The organism is Bacillus cereus group sp. Bc010, assembly GCF_027716745.1.
GTDB lineage: Bacteria > Bacillota > Bacilli > Bacillales > Bacillaceae_G > Bacillus_A > Bacillus_A pacificus.
Genome location: NZ_JAQFUY010000036.1, coordinates 13,076 through 29,949 on the forward strand (window position 1 = coordinate 13,076; position 16,874 = coordinate 29,949).

Sequence of the window (16,874 nt, forward strand, 5' to 3'; positions counted from 1 at the left end):
CCACCCTAATTATTTCACTACTGTGAAATCTCTCTAATCCATAATAACGTTTGGATATAACGCCAAAGCCTACTACTTTCGGTTCGGTTTGGAGCTCAAAAGCCCATTCCATACTGTACAATTACTTGTTCACACCAGCCACAAGCTCTCTGAAATTGCCTCAATATGTACTCTTCTTTATCATCGCATACATACATATAAATTTATTTATTGTTACCTGAGCTCTTTAAATATGAAAGAACTAAAGTTTTATAACAAAATGTTTTGCTGATTATTATATCATATGGGATAGTGTTTGCAAACTACATCAAAATAGTAAAGCTAATGAAGGTCGAGAACAACCCAAGAATGATACCGGTAATGCAAATTGGATACGTCCATTTGAATGAATATGTTTTATAAATACGTTCTTTCTTATCGACAGGTTCCTCTACTTCTTCAATTAAAGAGTCAATTTTTTTGTTCGTACCAAATACTCTTTGGAAGGCGTAAATTGTTACATTAAAAAATCCATTTTGAAATATGAATAAAAAACCGCCTATAAGAATAAAAAATAGTGCAATATAAAACGAGATGTTGACAAAATTCAACAAAAAATGCGATGAAACGAGGAATGCACCAATACTAGAAGCGATTATCGCTATGAAAATTAGTATACAAGTATGAAAAAAAACTTTATTCAAAATGTTCCCCTCCGTCAAAATATTACTAGAATTATTATACTATAAAAGCTATAATATGTACTAGAACTAATTTTTTGAAAATTATACGCAATTAAAGGTCTGATTGCAAGATGATGGTAGCAATGTTAACGTATCCCTTTACAAAAAAATAAAAATATAAACATTTTATTAAAAATTTTAACAAAAAAACAAAAAACTATATTCACAATTGTTATATTATATGTATAATGAAAATTGTAGAAACTTGGAGATTATTCTTTCAATTCTACTTTTTTACAAGTGAGGGTACAGGAAGTGCAATTAGGGGAGGCAACACAACATGAAGAAAAAGATACCGTTATTACTTGCATCGACGTTGACTGTCAGTATGTTAGGAGCTTGTAGTTACCAAAAAGAGGATAATAAAGCAGGCGCGAAAGAAAAATCCTCAAACAAGCAAGTGTTAAATCTAACTGAGACAGCTGAAATCCCAACTATGGATACGACGTTATCAACAGATGCAACATCTTCTAACATCATGAATAACACAATGGAAGGGTTATATCGTCTGGGGAAAGATGATAAACTTGTTCCAGGTGTCGCTAAATCTTATGAGAAATCAGAGGATGGCAAAAAGTATGTGTTTAAGTTACGTGAAGATGCGAAATGGTCTAATGGTGAACCTGTAACAGCGAAGGACTTCGTTTATTCTTGGCGAAGAGCTGTAGATTCAAACACGGGTGCCAAGTTTGCTTACATACTATTTGATGTTAAAAATGCGGAGAAAGTTAACAAAAAAGAGTTACCAGTTGAAGAACTTGGTGTAAAGGCAATTGATGATCATACACTTGAAGTGGAATTAGATAACCCTGTTCCTTATTTTGTAAGTTTAACAGTCTATCCAACATTGTATCCTTTGAATGAAAAGTTTGTAACAGAACAAGGAGCAAAATTTGGATTAGAATCCAATACGACACTTTATAATGGTCCATTCGTATTAAATGAATGGAAGCATGAACAAAGTTTCAAGCTTAAGAAGAATCCAACGTATTGGGAAAATAAAGAAGTAAAACTTGAGGAAATAAACTTCAATATTGTTAAGGATCGTTCAACTGCTATAAATTTATATGAAACGAAAGCAATTGATCGTGTAGTCTTAACATCAGAGTTTGTAGATAAATACAAATCAGATGCTGACTTTAAAACGATTAAGAGACCATCTACACAATTTATTCGCTTAAATGAAAAGAATAAATTTTTAGCAAATAAAAATATCCGAAAAGCAATTGCAATGTCCTTTGAACGTGAAAACATCGGAAAAGTAATCTTAAACGATGGTTCAGAGGGTATATATGGTTTTGTTCCGAAAGGCTTAGCAAAAGGTCCGAATGGAAAAGACTTCCGTGAAGAAAACGGAAAGCTTATAAAAGAGGATATGAAAGAAGCACAAAAATACTGGGAAGCTGGTAAAAAAGAACTTGGTGTAGACAAAGTAGAGTTAGAGCTATTAAACTTTGATACTGATGATGCTAAAAAAATCGGAGAGTATTTAAAGGGACAATTTGAAAAGAACTTACCAGGTTTAACAGTTCCAACAAAAATGCAACCATTTGCACAAAAATTAAAACTTGAAGCAAGTGGAGATTATGCAATGTCATATGCGGGATGGAGTCCAGATTATATGGATCCAATGTCATTCCTTGAAATGTATACGACAGGTAATGCGCAAAACAAAGTACATTACGCAAACCCAGCGTATGATGATTTAATTAAAAAAGCAAAAACAGAAGTTGATGTACAAGCTCGTTGGGATGCATTATTACAAGCAGAAAAACAACTGCTTGAAGATGCAGCAATTGCTCCAGTATATCAACCTGGAAAAGCATATTTACAACGCCAATCTATTACTGGCCTATTAGAACATAAATATGGCGGGGAATTTAGCTATAAGTGGGTTGAACTCAAAAACTAAAAATGGTTTCCATCATGAATAAGGGTATATGCCTATGATGGGCATGTACTCTTATTTTAAAAAAATAAAAGTAAGAATATTTAAAACTATCTTATTGCTTTTGAGAAAAACGGGGAGGTGCTTGACTATGGGACGTTATGTATTAAAACGTTTCGTGTACATGGCTTTGACATTATTTTTAATTACTACACTGACTTTCTTTTTAATGAAATTACTTCCGGGTTCTCCGCTTAAAAACCAGGAGAAGTTATCACCGGCACAAAAAGAAATCATTCTTGAAAAATATGGCTTAAATGATCCAGTACCAGTTCAATACGCACGTTACTTAGGTAACTTAGCAAAAGGTGATTTAGGGGTATCATTCCAATATGATAACCGTCCAGTAACAGACATGATTGTGGATCGCATTGGACCATCAGCACAACTTGGTTTACAAGCGATTATATTAGGAACATTTATCGGTTTAATTTTAGGAATCGTTGCGGCACTTCGTAACAATACGTGGGTCGATTATGGAGCGACAATTATTTCCGTACTCGGGATGTCGGTACCATCGTTCGTATTTGCCGCATTACTACAATATTTCGTAGGGGTAAAACTTGGATGGTTCCCAGTAGCATTCTGGAAAGGACCAGAGTTTACAGTAATGCCTACAATCGCTTTATCGATGGCAGTTATCGCAACAATCGCACGTTTCGCTCGTGCAGAGTTAATTGAAGTTGTGCAAGCTGACTACATTTTAACAGCGAAAGCGAAAGGAATTAGCCAAGGCGTTATCATTATCAAACACGCCCTTCGTAACGCGTTAATTCCAGTTGTAACAATTTTAGGACCAATGGTTGCAGGGTTAATTACAGGTACATTAGTTATTGAGCAAATTTATGCTGTACCAGGACTAGGGGAACAGTTCGTTAAATCTATTACAGTGAATGACTATACAGTTATTATGGGAACTACAATTTTCTATAGTGCGATCTTCATCTTAGTTATTTTCATTGTTGATATTTTATACGGAATTATTGATCCTCGTATTCGTTTAGCGGGAGGGAAAAAATGATGAAAGATGTACAAAAATTATCTCCAGACTTATTTCAACAAGCTAATCAAAATAATGTGGATAATGAAGTCATTGCCCGTCCAAGCTTAACGTTTTGGCAAGATGTAAGAAGACGTTTGTTCCAACATAAAGGAGCAATGTTCGGTTTAGTTTTATTAACGCTTATTATCTTACTAGCAATCTTCGGACCGATGGTAAGTAAGCACTCGTATAAAGAGCAAGATTTAGGACGTGCAAAATTGCCACCGAAAATTCCAGTTATTGAAAATGTTCATTGGTTACCATTTGACGGTACAGATCAATATGGTGTTGACCAATATGAAAAACGTGATATTAAAGAGTATTTCTGGTTTGGTACAGATGATCTTGGACGCGATTTATGGACAAGAACATGGGAAGGTACACGCGTATCATTATATATCGCTCTTTTAGCAGCAGCAATTGACTTAATAATTGGGGTTGCATATGGAGGTATTTCAGCATTCTATGGCGGTAGAGTAGATAACATTATGCAACGTATTATGGAGATTATTAACGGTATTCCATACTTAATCATCGTTATTTTAATGGTAATCATTATGGGATCTGGTATATGGTCAATTACACTCGCAATGGCAATTACAGGTTGGATAGGGATGTCGCGTATCGTTCGTGGACAAATCTTAAAATTAAAAAACCAAGAATACGTATTAGCATCTCGTACATTAGGTGCAACAAATACACAATTAATTGTAAAACACTTAATCCCGAACGTAATGGGACCAATTATCGTAATGACAATGTTTACAATTCCAACAGCGGTGTTTGGTGAGGCGTTCTTAAGCTTCATCGGTTTAGGTATTCAGCCACCATTCGCATCACTAGGTTCTCTTGTAAATGACGGTTATAAATCAATTCAAACGTATCCGCATATGATGTTCATTCCTGCGGTTGTCATCAGTATATTAATTTTAGCGTTTAACTTAATGGCAGACGGATTACGCGATGCGTTAGATCCAAAAATGCGTAAGTAAAAGAGGGGAGAGGCAAAGATGAAAACATTGTTAGAGGTAAAAGATTTACAAGTCTCCTTTGATACACATGCAGGTGAAGTACAAGCTGTACGCGGCGTTACTTTTGATTTGAAAAAAGGGGAAACATTAGCGATTGTAGGAGAATCTGGTTCTGGGAAATCAGTTACTTCTAAAGCGTTAATGGGATTAATTCCGAATCCTCCTGGACGCATTAAAAATGGTGAAATCGTATTTGAAGGTCGTGACTTAACGAAATTAACAGAAAAAGAAATGCAGCAAGTACGTGGTAAAGATATCGCGATGATTTTCCAAGATCCAATGACATCATTAAACCCAACGATGACAATTGGAAATCAAATTATGGAAGGCCTTATTAAACACCAAGGGATGAGTAAAGCAGACGCACGTAAAGTTGCGTTGGAATTAATCGACCTTGTAGGTATTCCAAATCCAGAAGCTCGTTTAAAACAATATCCGCACCAATTCTCTGGTGGTATGAGGCAGCGTGTAGTTATTGCGATGGCGTTAGCTTGTAACCCGAAATTATTGATTGCGGATGAGCCGACAACAGCGCTAGACGTTACAATTCAGGCGCAAATTTTAGAGCTTATGAAGGACATTCAGCAAAAAACAGAAGCAGCAATCATTTTCATTACGCATGACTTAGGTGTAGTGGCAAATGTTGCGGACCGCGTAGCAGTTATGTACGCTGGTAAAGTTGTTGAAATCGGAACTGTAGATGAAATTTTCTACAACCCAAAACATCCATATACTTGGGGCTTAATCGCATCTATGCCAAGTTTAGATGGTTCAGAAGAAGAGTTATATGCAATCCCTGGAACGCCTCCAGATTTATTGAAGCCGCCAAAGGGAGATGCTTTTGCACCACGTAACCCACAGGCATTAAAAATTGATTTTGAAATGGACCCACCTTTATTTAAAGTAAGTGATACACACTATGCGGCAACTTGGTTACTTCATGAGCAAGCTCCAGAAGTAAAACCGCCGGCAGTCGTTGAAAAACGCATTCTTCAAATGAAAGCAGGTGAACAACATGACTAAACAACGTGAGAAATTAATTGAAGTAAAAAATGTAAAGCAGCACTTCGACGTGAGTGGTGGTGTTGTCAAAGCGGTTAATGATATTTCATTTGATATTTACCGCGGAGAAACATTTGGTCTTGTAGGAGAATCAGGTTGTGGTAAATCAACAACTGGAAGAACGATCATTCGTTTATATGATGCAACTGCTGGTGAAGTATTGTTTGATGGTGAGAATGTACATGGTAAAAAATCACGCGCAGAACTGAAGAAATTCAACCGTAAAATGCAAATGATTTTCCAAGATCCATATGCATCATTAAACCCGCGTATGACAGTAGGGGATATTATTGCAGAAGGTATTGATATTCACGGATTAGCGAAAAACAAAAAAGATCGTATGGACCGTGTTCATGAATTATTAAACACAGTTGGTTTAAATAAAGAGCACGCAAACCGTTTCCCGCATGAATTCTCAGGTGGACAACGTCAACGTATCGGTATCGCTCGTGCACTTGCTGTAGAACCTGAATTTATCATTGCCGATGAGCCAATCTCAGCACTTGACGTATCAATTCAGGCACAAGTTGTAAACTTACTGAAAAAGTTACAAAAAGAAAAAGGATTAACATACTTATTCATTGCCCATGATTTATCAATGGTAAAATACATTAGTGACCGCATTGGCGTAATGTATCGTGGTCAAATCGTTGAATTAACAACAAGTGATGAGTTATATGCAAATCCAATTCATCCATATACAAAATCACTATTATCAGCAATTCCACTTCCAGATCCAGATTATGAGCGCAATCGTAAACGTATCGTATACGATCCATCTCAGCACAATTATGGTAGTGAAGAACCGACAATGCGTGAAATTCGCCCAGGACATTTCGTATTATGTTCTGAAGCGGAGTATAAGAAATATAAAGAGATTTATCAATAATAAAAAATCCATTCTCCTGAAGTGACCCCTAAAAGTTAGACACGGTTATTTCATTAGGTAGCTTGATAAAAGTGAGCCCGGTATTGTACCGGGCTCATTTTTAATTTTGCCTTTATCCGTTTTGTGTTTTTATTTTTCATGGATGGACGCCCCTTTTTCTTTGGTTCAAGGGCATCTAAGCCACCTACTTCAAATTGCTTCTTCCATTGATAAACCGTTGTAAAAGAAGGAATCGTGAATATAGCCGCAACCAGTATTGAAATTGTGCCTTTGTAACATGCATCTGTTTTACATATTCGGTTTGAGAAATTATTTTTGGATTAAATCCTTGAACGAGCGTTACCTTTGAATCCTTCGTAAATTTTGTCATACAAAAAACTGCACCTCCAATTGTTAGACTGTGTCTAACAATTGGAGGTGCAGTTCAGAAGAATGGCTTTTTTATTGATGGAAGGGATGACAGGATAGATTGGTTTTAAAATTAGTTTATCTCAATTGTTGTTACTTAATTTAAACTTATAAAAAAGAATTTTCCATAAGTTTATTTCTATTTCGAGACTAAAAAATAAGTGTTTTTTAGTAGGAAAAGCTGATTTTATTATTTTGATTGGTGAAAGAGATAGTACTAATATGTAGATATACATCATGATGTGTTTTTGAAATAAAAGCGTTTTTGTAAAGTAAACGAAAAGATTTATACAATCATGAAAGAGAACGAGTATCTATTAAAAATAATGGGGAGGAAGCAATTTGCTGAAGAAAATTATTTCGATGTTCGTCGCTATTGGGATAATATTCATAGTAGGTAGTAGTTTTAATGTGTCACATGCGTATGAAAAGACAGGATATAAATTATCGACAAAAAATCAGAGTTTTAAATGGGGTGACCGTTTATTGGGAAGCAGTGTAATAAAGAGTGGTTGGCAGGATGCTATTTCATCTTGGCAAAATAGTGCGGCTAATGCCAAATTTTTTTATCACGGATCTTCGGTACACACATTAAATTCGTGGTATGAATCCTCGTCCACATATTATGGAAGAATGAGTGTTCAATTAAATAATAAAATTGTTACGAAGTTTTCTGGAGACATTAATGCAGGTAATACAAATATCACGAAATCAAATGTTGCTAAAAGTACGGCTGTTCATGAATTAGGACATGCATTAGGACTCGATCATAATACAGGGACATCTATTATGAATAGTGATAGAGATCGTACCAAAATGCATGTTCCTCAAAAAGATGATGTGAATGGTGTAAATGCAATTTATAAGTGAAAGTAAGGGGGGATATATAATGAATAAAAAATTGAAATTCATTTTGTTGACAGTCCCTTTCGCAATTTTCTTAGGTATAGGGGGATATAGTATTTATTTTGAAGAAGTCGAAGATAAAATAATTTTAATAACTAAAGATTTTCCATCCACAAGTAGATTAGAAGACATGGTTAAGGAAGCCGATGTAGTTGCAATAGGCAATTATGATGGCTTTGATTCAACTTGGAATATGGCGCGTAATCCACAAGACATTAGTCAAGAAGATCAGGAGAATTATGTAGAGGGGCATTTATACAATTTTAACGTAAAAGAAGTTTTAAAAGGAGACCCTTTACAAGGTAGAATGAAAATTAATTATCGATACGCAGAACAAATTGAAATCGATGATTCGAATAGTAAGGTTGTAAATGAAGACCCTCTTTATATAAAGCCGGAGATTGGGAAGAAATACATGTTATTTTTGAAAAAAGATGAAAATATGAATCATTACTTTGGTGCAATTGAACCATTTTCTATAATGTTTGATGAAAATGATATAGCGTATTTACAGTCAAACTTATTACATGTAGACGAAGAGAGATTAAGTGTTAAAAAGAAACAAGATAACCAAACATATATTTTAAAAAATCAAGTGGATCATACAATATCGGATACGATTTCTAATAAGAATATTGACGAATTGAAGATAGAAATTGAAAAGTATAATTAAAAAAAGCTGTTCCAACAATTTGTTGGAACAGCTTTTCTCCAATGCGAATTTCATTTATAAATGACTGCATCTCGATTAAAGGAGTACTACTGCGCCTGAACAGAAACAGTCTCCTCTTGTTCTTGAGGTTTAACAAGTGCATAACGCTCCCACGCTCTACTTTTCCAGCGGAAGAACATAATAATGGCACGTGTCCATTCATCAATAGCAATTGCTAGCCAAATACCAACGAGCCCCATATCTAAATGGAAGGCAAAAAAGTAGCCGAGTGGTAAACTCATTAACACCATAGAAAATGCGCCGATTAAAACTGGGTACTTTGCGTCACCAGCCGCGCGAAGTGAATTGATGATGACGATGTTCATCGTACGTCCTGTTTCAAGTAGTACACTTAGTAAAAGAACGCTTGCACCTAACGAAATAATGTGCGGATTATCTGTAAATAGTCCCATTAATTGTGTGCGGAATGTAATAACGAGAGCAACCATACATAAAGTGACACCAATCGCCCACTTTACACTTTTCCATACACGTTCATACGCTTCATCTTTTTCACCACCGCCAACGAGGCGCCCAATAATAATAGCTGTTCCCATACCGATTGCAATAGCGAATAAATAAGTGAACATAGAAATGTTCGTAGCGTATTGTCTAGCCGCTAACGATTCCGTTCCTAAATATGTTGCATAGTATAAGAAGACAATTTGGCAAGCTTGATACATAACCTGCTCAAATGCAGATGGAATCCCAATCTTTAAAATTTTTCCGATGTATTCTTTTGATAAGGTGAAGTAGTATTGTAATTTCACACGGTACTCCATAACGCGGTACAGTAACCAGAAGAAAACGATAAGCGCGATTAGCCTGCTGGCAGCAGAAGAAATGGCAGCTCCTTGTACACCAAGCTCTGGAAAACCAAATTTCCCGAAAATGAGTACGTAGTTTCCAGCGATATGAATAATATTCATTCCAAGTGAAATAAACATCGCTTGCTTTGTGAAGCCATGTACGCGGATAATTGCGGCTAATGAATTAATAATAGCTTGAAGGAAAATAGCTCCTCCGACGATAGATAAATAGCTCTGTGCATACATAAGTACATCGCCTTGTAAGTTCATCGCCATCATCATATGTTTTGAAAATAAAAGAAAACCAGCACTTATAACGAGTCCGACCACTAAATTTAATGTGACGGCTAAAGCTGATATTTTAGATGCTTCCATAAAACGTTTGGAACCGAGGTATTGAGATACGACGATAGCTGCGCCGTTCCCGATGACTTCTAGTACCAAAATAGCGATATGGAGATATTGATTCGCTGCACCAACCCCAGATACAGCATCGTCTGATAATGCACTTAACATGAAAGTATCAGCGATCCCCATTAACATAAATAGAAAAACTTCTAGAAAAATAGGCCATGTTAATAAGAATAAACTTAATTTCTCAGTGGGCCCGTTTTTTGCCTGAATTGCTGTCATGTCCGTCCCCTCTTTACCGATATCTATTTTTAGCAAAGTGTATCGTAACATACTTTCTTAACCTTTGCACTCATTTTAACCTACATATCTTTATTATGAAGGGAGCGCTATTTTATGATAAAAACAGAAGGATAATTATGCAGAAAGTATTATAGAATATAAAATTTATTTTTATCTAATAATTTAGAAAAATATAAAAATAATCATTTCTGACATTTCAGTAAGGAAAATCAGCAATATGAAACGTTTACAAAGGTTTATTTTTTAACAGAAAATTTTAATAAAATAGAAATATAAATATACAAAAAATATATTTGTGTGTATAATATGAATTATTGGAACATATATATATTTCTATTTGTTTGAAAATGAAAGGGCTAACATTTTTGTGGAGGGTGGAAATATGAAAAAAAAGATGCCAGTTTTTGTAGTATCAACAGTAGCGATGAGCATGATGTTAGGGGCATGTAGCTACCAAAAAGATGAACCGCAAGCGAACGCAAAAGGGGATAGCGGGAAAAGCGGTGCGAAGCAAGTTATTAACTTAATTGAAACACAAGAGATTCCAACGATGGATCCAGCGTTATCAGCTGATGCAGTTTCTTCAAGAGTAATGACTAATACGATGGAAGGCTTATACAGTTTAGGAAAAGATGATAAGCTAGTTCCTGGTGTAGCGAAGGAATTCAAAAAGTCAGAAGACGGTAAAAAATATACATTTACATTACGTGAAGACGCAAAATGGTCAAATGGTGAGCCTGTGACAGCGAAAGATTTCGTATACGCATGGCAAAGAGCGATTAACCCAGATACAGCTGCGAAATCAGCGTACATTATGTATGATATAAAAAATGCAGAGAAAATTAATAAAAAAGAGATGAGTCCGGACCAATTAGGGGTAAAGGCGATTGATGATTATACATTAGAAGTGGAATTAGATAATTCCATTCCATATCTTGTAGATTTAATGGTATATCCAATCTTCTATCCTGTGAATGAAAAGTTCGTGAAAGAGCAAGGTACGAAGTTTGGTTTGGAAGCGAATACAACACTTTATAACGGACCATTTACATTAAGTGATTGGCAACATGAACGTAGCTTTAAAATGACAAAGAGCGCGTCATATTGGGATAATAAAGAAGTGAAGATTGAGGAAGTAAACTTTAATATTGTTAAAGATACGTCTACACCAATTAATTTATATGAAACAAACGCAGTCGATCGAGCGACGTTATTAGCGGAGTTCATCGATAAATATAAAGGAAAACCAGATTTCCAAACAGTAGAAGATACATCTGTATTCTTCCTTCGTTTAAATCAAAAAGATCCAGCGTTAGCAAATAAAAATATTCGTAAAGCAATTTCACTTGCTTTTGAACGTAAACCGTTCGTTGATACATTATTAAATAACGGTTCTAAGCCAGCGACAGGATTAATTCCTGATAACTTCATTAAAGGACCGGATAAAAAGGACTTCCGTGCTGTAAATGGAGATATTGTAAAACCAAACGTGAAAGAAGCGAAGAAATATTGGGAAGCTGGTAAAAAAGAGCTTGGTAAAAATGAAATCGAATTAGAGTTATTAAACGAAGATGTTGAATTATCGAAGAAAACAGGGGAATATTTAAAAGGTGAGTTAGAAAAGAATTTACCAGGTTTAACAGTGAAAATTAAACAACAACCATTCGCGCAAAAACTAAAATTGGAAGATGCGGGCGATTTCGTCATGTCATTCTCTGGATGGAGTGCAGACTTCCCAGATCCAATTACATATCTTGATATGTTTGTAACTGATGGATCACAAAATAAAATGAAATATTCTAATCCGAAATATGATGAGATCATCATGAAAGCGAAAAAAGATGGAAGCGATGTAAATGCTCGTTGGAAAAGCTTACTAGAAGCAGAGAAAATGTTACTTGATGACGCTGCGATTGTACCGGTATATCAACGTGGTAGAGCATACTTACAAAGAGATTCCATTAAAAATATGTACAACCATAAATATGGCGGCGATTTAAGCTTTAAATGGGCGTCAGTAGAGAAATAAGAAAAAAGCAGGTAATTGCCTGCTTTTTTTAATACGTACGTTTCTTATAAATACCTTTCCCACCAACCTCGTTCCAGCCGGATTGTACATCCAAACTTTTATTAACAAACTTCATCTTTTCTTTTCCGCCAAAGAGTTTTTCACCAATGCTATTTGTAATGACACCAATCAATGCTGTTATTCCGATGATGAGGGCAGCAACAGTGACAAAATCAATAAAAAAAGCAATCATTTGCAAATTCCCCCTTTGCCTGTCTGTATTTTTATTGTATGAGATAAAAGATGAAAAAGAAAGAAATGTCAGAAAAATATTTAATATATTTTAGAAATCGTATAGACATGAACGAGAATGTTTGTTAAAATAAGAACAAACGTTCTTTTGATTCTCACTTATATAGTCTTACATTTCTTAATTGATTTATCAAAAAAAGGTAAGAAAACGTTCTCTTTTTCATAGAAAAGATTATGAGGAAATAACTATAAATCATATGAAAAATCTATGAAAAGCAAGCGTTAAGAGGGTTGAAGATTATTGTTAAAGAACAGATGAAGTAAGTGTGATTATGTTACATAGCAGTGAAATACACGGAAGAGTTTTCTCAATTAGAAGGAAATTTACTGTATATTTCTTGCAAAATCTATTGTATAATGATTATAGAAGTTACTTATTAAAAGTAATTGTTGTTTACTAAAAGTTGTTGCTTACATGAAAAGCAATTTTTGCACTTTGTTTTAAGACAAGGTATCGCGAAAAATTGCTGAATTAAGAAATTTAAACTGTAATTAGTACAGAATTTGTACTCTTTAAGGAGAGTGAGCTTTGTATGGTAACATTATATAGTTCTCCAAGCTGTACGTCTTGTAGAAAGGCGAAATTATGGCTAGAGGAAAATCATATTCCTTATACAGAACGTAATATTTTCTCAGACCCGTTAACGATTGAGGAAATTAAAGAGATTTTACGTATGACAGAAAGCGGAACGGATGAGATTATTTCTACTCGTTCGAAAGTTTTCCAAGAATTAAATGTAAACTTAGAGTCTTTACCACTTCAAGATTTATATAAGATGATTCGTGACTATCCAGGGATTTTACGTCGTCCAATTATGATTGACGAGAAACGCCTTCAAGTAGGTTACAATGAAGACGAAATCCGCCGTTTCTTACCACGTACAGTAAGAACGTTCCAATTACGTGAAGCACAGCGTCTTGTAAATTAATTATAATAATATGAAAACCTTCTACCTATTATATAGTAGAAGGTTTTTTTTAATGTTTCACATTTCGTAATCGAACTCGTTGAACGATAAAACCGATGCATAAGATGGTGAAAATAAATAAGTAAGGAATGCCTGCAGTGAAACTTGGGTTGTTATGAAAAAAGGTTGCCAGTCTGTCTTCATGTGTGACCATTTTTCCTGCTGTATAAGCGAGAATTGCTGCCCCGCAATAAATGAGGAATGGAAAGCGTTCCATAAGTATTAAAATGAGTTTGCTGCCCCAAATAATAATCGGGATAGAAATGAGTAAACCGATTATTACGAGTAAAAATCTTCCGTGAGCTGCCCCTGCAATGGCGATAACGTTGTCAAATCCCATAACAAGGTCCGCGAATACAATTGTACGCACAGCTTGAAATAAAGTTGTTTTTCCTTGAATAGAAGAAAGATCGTTGCTATTATCAGTTAGTAAATTTACTGCAATGAATGTAAGTAAAATGCCCCCGATAAGTTGCAGAAATGGAATGTCGAGCAAATAGACAGCTAGTATAGTAAGGATAATTCTTAGTACGATTGCTAAAAGAGTACCGATCAAAATAGCTTTATTTCGTTTCGATTCAGGTAAATTTCGGCTAGCTAGTGCGATGACAATTGCGTTGTCACCACCTAATACAACATCGATACCGACAATCATTAGTACAGATGTTAAAAACTCTAAGTCCATTCGTCTGCCTCCATTTATGATGTTTTAATAAGCGAACTATATGTATGTGGTGAAAAGGACTAAAGCATCTTCTCTAATAAAAGTTTCACTTTATTACAGTGTACGGGGGAAGATGGAAATGTATGTCCAAATTTTTTATAAGTGAGTAATCGCCACAATGATATATTTGTGTATACCATTGAATGAAGATAGGTATATAACTATTTTTGTAAAATAAATCGATTTTATTTCCATTCTGGAGAATCTTATCATAAAATGAGAGTACAAGAATCTATTGATTTGTCATATGAGTGGGGAATCCCTTCATAACAATTCTAAGCAGGAAGGGAGAGTTGTATTTTGGATATTGAAAGAATTAATGATCATACGATGAAATTTTTTATTACGTACATTGATATAGAGGACAGAGGCTTTAATCGTGAGGAAATTTGGTATGACCGCGAAAGAAGCGAAGAGCTCTTTTGGGAAATGATGGACGAAGCTCGTGATCATGACGATTTCTTTATTGATGGGCCGTTATGGATTCAAGTGCAAGCAGTCGATAAAGGGATTGAAGTACTTGTAACGAAAGCAGAACTTTCAAAGGATGGACAAAAGCTAGAACTACCAATAGGTGTAGATAAAATTATAGACATTCCTCTAGATGAAGGTATTGAATCATTATTCCAGCAAGAAGTAGTGGAAGAGGTAGAAGAACAAGCAGGTACAAACTTTAACGAAGATGGTACGTTTGGCTTTTTAATTAAGTTTAATGATTTTGAAGATGTCATTTCATTAAGCCACCGTCTTATCTTTGAAGATATAAAAGATGAGCTGTATTCATTTGAGGACCGCTATTATGTATATGTGGAATTCGATGAAGTGCTACATGATGAAGAAGAAATTGATCGCATTTTAAGCATTGTTTTAGAATACGGGGAAGAATCAACTTTAACAATTCATCGTGTAAGTGAGTATGGGAAACAAATTGTGAAAGAGCATGCGCTTGAAACAATTCGCAATAATTTTCCTGCTAAAACGTAGGCCGATTTCTGTAGTATGAAATCGGCTTTTTATATGAAGAATAGGAAAGCTTTCTTAGTAAGGAGGTAAGAGATGAAAAATACGTTAAAGTTGATTTTTTTTGTGTTACTATTGTTTGCATTATTTGTGTCATTACGTATGTTTATTGATGTAGCGTTTTATTCGGATGTAATTGGGATAAAAGATGTTTCGATTTTAGGTATTATTAGTATTTTATTTACGGTATCTGCATTTTTAATTGGCTGCGTTATTTTCTTAGAGAACCGTCATCCGTCAAAAACACTTACATGGCTCATTGTGTTAGGGATTTTTCCGGTATTTGGATTTTTCGCTTATTTATTATTCGGACAGAACTTTCGGAGGAAGAGAATGTTCCAAAAGAAGGCGTTGCTCGATGAACAAGCGTTTTTACAATATAAGGGGCATGAAGATTACGAAGAACGGATTTTGCGCAATCATAAGCATCAAGAGCTGTTATTTCGTTTAGCGGATCGCTTAGGCGCTTTAAATATTTCATTTCAAACTGAAACGAGAACATTAACAAATGGAGATGAAACGTTTCAGGCTATTTTAGATGGATTAAAACGAGCGAAACATCACATTCATATGGAATATTACATTGTGCGTGATGATAAGCTTGGAACAGAAATTAAAGATATTTTAATACAAAAATCAAAAGAAGGCGTAGTCGTTCGTTTTTTATATGATGCGGTTGGAAGTTTTAAATTATCAAAATCATATATTGAAGAATTAAACGACGCAGGTGTCGAAATGATTCCGTTCTTCCCTGTACGCTTTCCGATTTTAAACGATAAGATTAATTATCGAAACCACCGAAAAATCGTTATTATTGATGGAAATGAAGGATTTGTAGGTGGATTAAATATTGGTGATGAATATTTAGGGAAGGATAAGTACTTCGGCTTTTGGCGAGACACACATTTATATTTACGTGGTGAAGCTGTGCAAAGTTTGCAGCTTATTTTCCTTCAAGATTGGTTTTATATGACTGGTGAGGCTGTGCTAGCCCCTGAATATTTACAAGCGAAAGCAGTTGAGGGGGAGCATTGGGGAGGCGTGCAGCTCGTTGCAGGTGGACCGGATAATAAATGGGAAACAATTAAACATTTATATTTTGCCATGATTGCTTCTGCGCGGAAATCCATTTGGATTGCAACGCCGTATTTCATCCCGGATGATGATATTTTGTCCGCATTAAAAGTAGCGGCACTTGCTGGTATCGATGTTCGTTTGTTAATGCCGAGTAAGCCTGATAAGCGCACTGTCTTTTATGCATCAAGGTCATACTTCCCAGAGCTTTTAGATGCAGGGGTAAAGATATATGAATACGAAAAAGGTTTTCTTCATAGTAAAGTTGTCATTGTCGATTCTGATTTAGCTTCAATTGGGACAGCAAATATGGATATGAGAAGTTTTCATTTGAACTTTGAAGTAAATGCCTTTTTATATGATACAGATAGCATTCGAAAACTTGTTCAAGATTTTAAAGACGATTTAGAAGAATCCAGTGAAATTCACGTCGATCGTTTTCATAAAAGGCGTCTGCATAGAAGAATTGTTGAATCAACGTATCGGTTATTATCGCCATTATTATAAAAAGAGATGTCCGAAATTGGGACATCTCTTTTTTAAAAGGAATTTGTAATAAATTGTAGAATATAAGGAGCTGAAAGG

At 35.1% G+C, this 16,874-nt stretch carries 15 protein-coding genes, 1 pseudogene and 1 other annotated feature (1 of these 17 cut by a window edge); of the genes and pseudogenes, 11 read left to right on the plus strand and 5 right to left on the minus strand.

The features are described from left to right. Positions 1 to 193 (minus strand) — a binding site (T-box leader); it reaches 24 nt to the left of the window's first position. A 109-nt stretch (positions 194 to 302) separates the two neighbouring features. After that, on the minus strand, positions 303 to 683 hold the full coding sequence (locus PDQ68_RS24465) for a DUF3899 domain-containing protein (protein ID WP_001044987.1): 381 nt from the start codon (positions 681 to 683) through the stop codon (positions 303 to 305). Positions 684 to 1,002: 319 nt separating this feature from the next. Here PDQ68_RS24465 and PDQ68_RS24470 point away from each other — a divergent pair, with 319 nt between their 5' ends. The 5 genes from PDQ68_RS24470 to PDQ68_RS24490 all read left to right on the plus strand — a co-directional run bounded on the left by PDQ68_RS24470 (position 1,003) and on the right by PDQ68_RS24490 (position 6,694). Next, a complete protein-coding gene (locus PDQ68_RS24470) occupies positions 1,003 to 2,634 on the plus strand; it encodes a peptide ABC transporter substrate-binding protein (protein WP_000727229.1) in 1,632 nt (543 codons plus the stop codon). 127 nt (positions 2,635 to 2,761) lie between these two features. Continuing rightward, on the plus strand, positions 2,762 to 3,691 hold the full coding sequence (gene opp3b / locus PDQ68_RS24475; RefSeq protein WP_061183091.1) for an oligopeptide ABC transporter permease: 930 nt from the start codon (positions 2,762 to 2,764) through the stop codon (positions 3,689 to 3,691). Then, positions 3,688 to 4,704 (plus strand): oligopeptide ABC transporter permease, encoded by a 1,017-nt coding sequence (opp3C, locus tag PDQ68_RS24480; protein ID WP_000974100.1) that lies wholly within the window; start codon positions 3,688 to 3,690, stop codon positions 4,702 to 4,704. Before opp3b ends, opp3C begins: the two co-directional genes overlap by 4 nt. 18 nt (positions 4,705 to 4,722) lie before the next feature. Further along, positions 4,723 to 5,766: an ABC transporter ATP-binding protein gene (locus PDQ68_RS24485; protein WP_000854346.1), complete on the plus strand. Its 1,044-nt coding sequence runs from the start codon at positions 4,723 to 4,725 to the stop codon at positions 5,764 to 5,766. Further along, positions 5,759 to 6,694: an ABC transporter ATP-binding protein gene (locus PDQ68_RS24490; protein WP_000166342.1), complete on the plus strand. Its 936-nt coding sequence runs from the start codon at positions 5,759 to 5,761 to the stop codon at positions 6,692 to 6,694. Before PDQ68_RS24485 ends, PDQ68_RS24490 begins: the two co-directional genes overlap by 8 nt. A 101-nt stretch (positions 6,695 to 6,795) precedes the next feature. Here the strand turns inward: PDQ68_RS24490 and PDQ68_RS24495 are convergent. Then, a pseudogene (locus tag PDQ68_RS24495) lies at positions 6,796 to 7,064 on the minus strand (helix-turn-helix domain-containing protein); the annotation flags it as partial. Positions 7,065 to 7,465: 401 nt separating this feature from the next. Here PDQ68_RS24495 and PDQ68_RS24500 point away from each other — a divergent pair. Together PDQ68_RS24500 and PDQ68_RS24505 are read left to right on the plus strand one after the other, a co-directional pair. Then, positions 7,466 to 7,972 carry a matrixin family metalloprotease gene (locus PDQ68_RS24500; protein ID WP_061183098.1) on the plus strand — a complete coding sequence of 169 codons (507 nt, stop codon included), beginning with the start codon at positions 7,466 to 7,468 and terminating at the stop codon, positions 7,970 to 7,972. A gap of 19 nt (positions 7,973 to 7,991) precedes the next feature. Beyond that, positions 7,992 to 8,681, plus strand: a complete 690-nt coding sequence (locus PDQ68_RS24505) for a hypothetical protein (RefSeq protein ID WP_016716867.1) — start codon at positions 7,992 to 7,994, stop codon at positions 8,679 to 8,681. 86 nt (positions 8,682 to 8,767) lie between these two features. Here PDQ68_RS24505 and PDQ68_RS24510 read toward each other — a convergent pair whose 3' ends face one another. Continuing rightward, complete coding sequence (locus PDQ68_RS24510; RefSeq protein WP_061183093.1) at positions 8,768 to 10,213, minus strand: MATE family efflux transporter; 1,446 nt, start codon at positions 10,211 to 10,213, stop codon at positions 8,768 to 8,770. 352 nt (positions 10,214 to 10,565) lie between these two features. Here PDQ68_RS24510 and PDQ68_RS24515 point away from each other — a divergent pair, with 352 nt between their 5' ends. Further along, positions 10,566 to 12,212 carry a peptide ABC transporter substrate-binding protein gene (locus PDQ68_RS24515; protein ID WP_000728614.1) on the plus strand — a complete coding sequence of 549 codons (1,647 nt, stop codon included), beginning with the start codon at positions 10,566 to 10,568 and terminating at the stop codon, positions 12,210 to 12,212. 28 nt (positions 12,213 to 12,240) lie between these two features. On the opposite strand, the gene PDQ68_RS24520 is transcribed toward PDQ68_RS24515, so the two are convergent. Beyond that, positions 12,241 to 12,444, minus strand: a complete 204-nt coding sequence (locus PDQ68_RS24520; RefSeq protein ID WP_000559976.1) for a hypothetical protein — start codon at positions 12,442 to 12,444, stop codon at positions 12,241 to 12,243. A gap of 592 nt (positions 12,445 to 13,036) precedes the next feature. Here PDQ68_RS24520 and spx point away from each other — a divergent pair. Then, positions 13,037 to 13,432: a transcriptional regulator Spx gene (gene spx, locus PDQ68_RS24525; protein WP_000258267.1), complete on the plus strand. Its 396-nt coding sequence runs from the start codon at positions 13,037 to 13,039 to the stop codon at positions 13,430 to 13,432. Positions 13,433 to 13,481: 49 nt separating this feature from the next. Here the strand turns inward: spx and PDQ68_RS24530 are convergent, their stop codons facing one another. Beyond that, positions 13,482 to 14,156, minus strand: a complete 675-nt coding sequence (locus PDQ68_RS24530; RefSeq protein WP_000362602.1) for a TerC family protein — start codon at positions 14,154 to 14,156, stop codon at positions 13,482 to 13,484. 339 nt (positions 14,157 to 14,495) lie between these two features. Here PDQ68_RS24530 and mecA point away from each other — a divergent pair, with 339 nt between their 5' ends. Together mecA and PDQ68_RS24540 are read left to right on the plus strand one after the other, a co-directional pair. Beyond that, entirely contained in the window at positions 14,496 to 15,179 is a 684-nt protein-coding gene (gene mecA, locus PDQ68_RS24535) for an adaptor protein MecA (RefSeq protein WP_000350722.1), read from the plus strand. 72 nt (positions 15,180 to 15,251) lie between these two features. Beyond that, entirely contained in the window at positions 15,252 to 16,796 is a 1,545-nt protein-coding gene (locus PDQ68_RS24540; protein ID WP_000799204.1) for a cardiolipin synthase, read from the plus strand. The last annotated feature ends 78 nt before the right edge of the window (positions 16,797 to 16,874 follow it).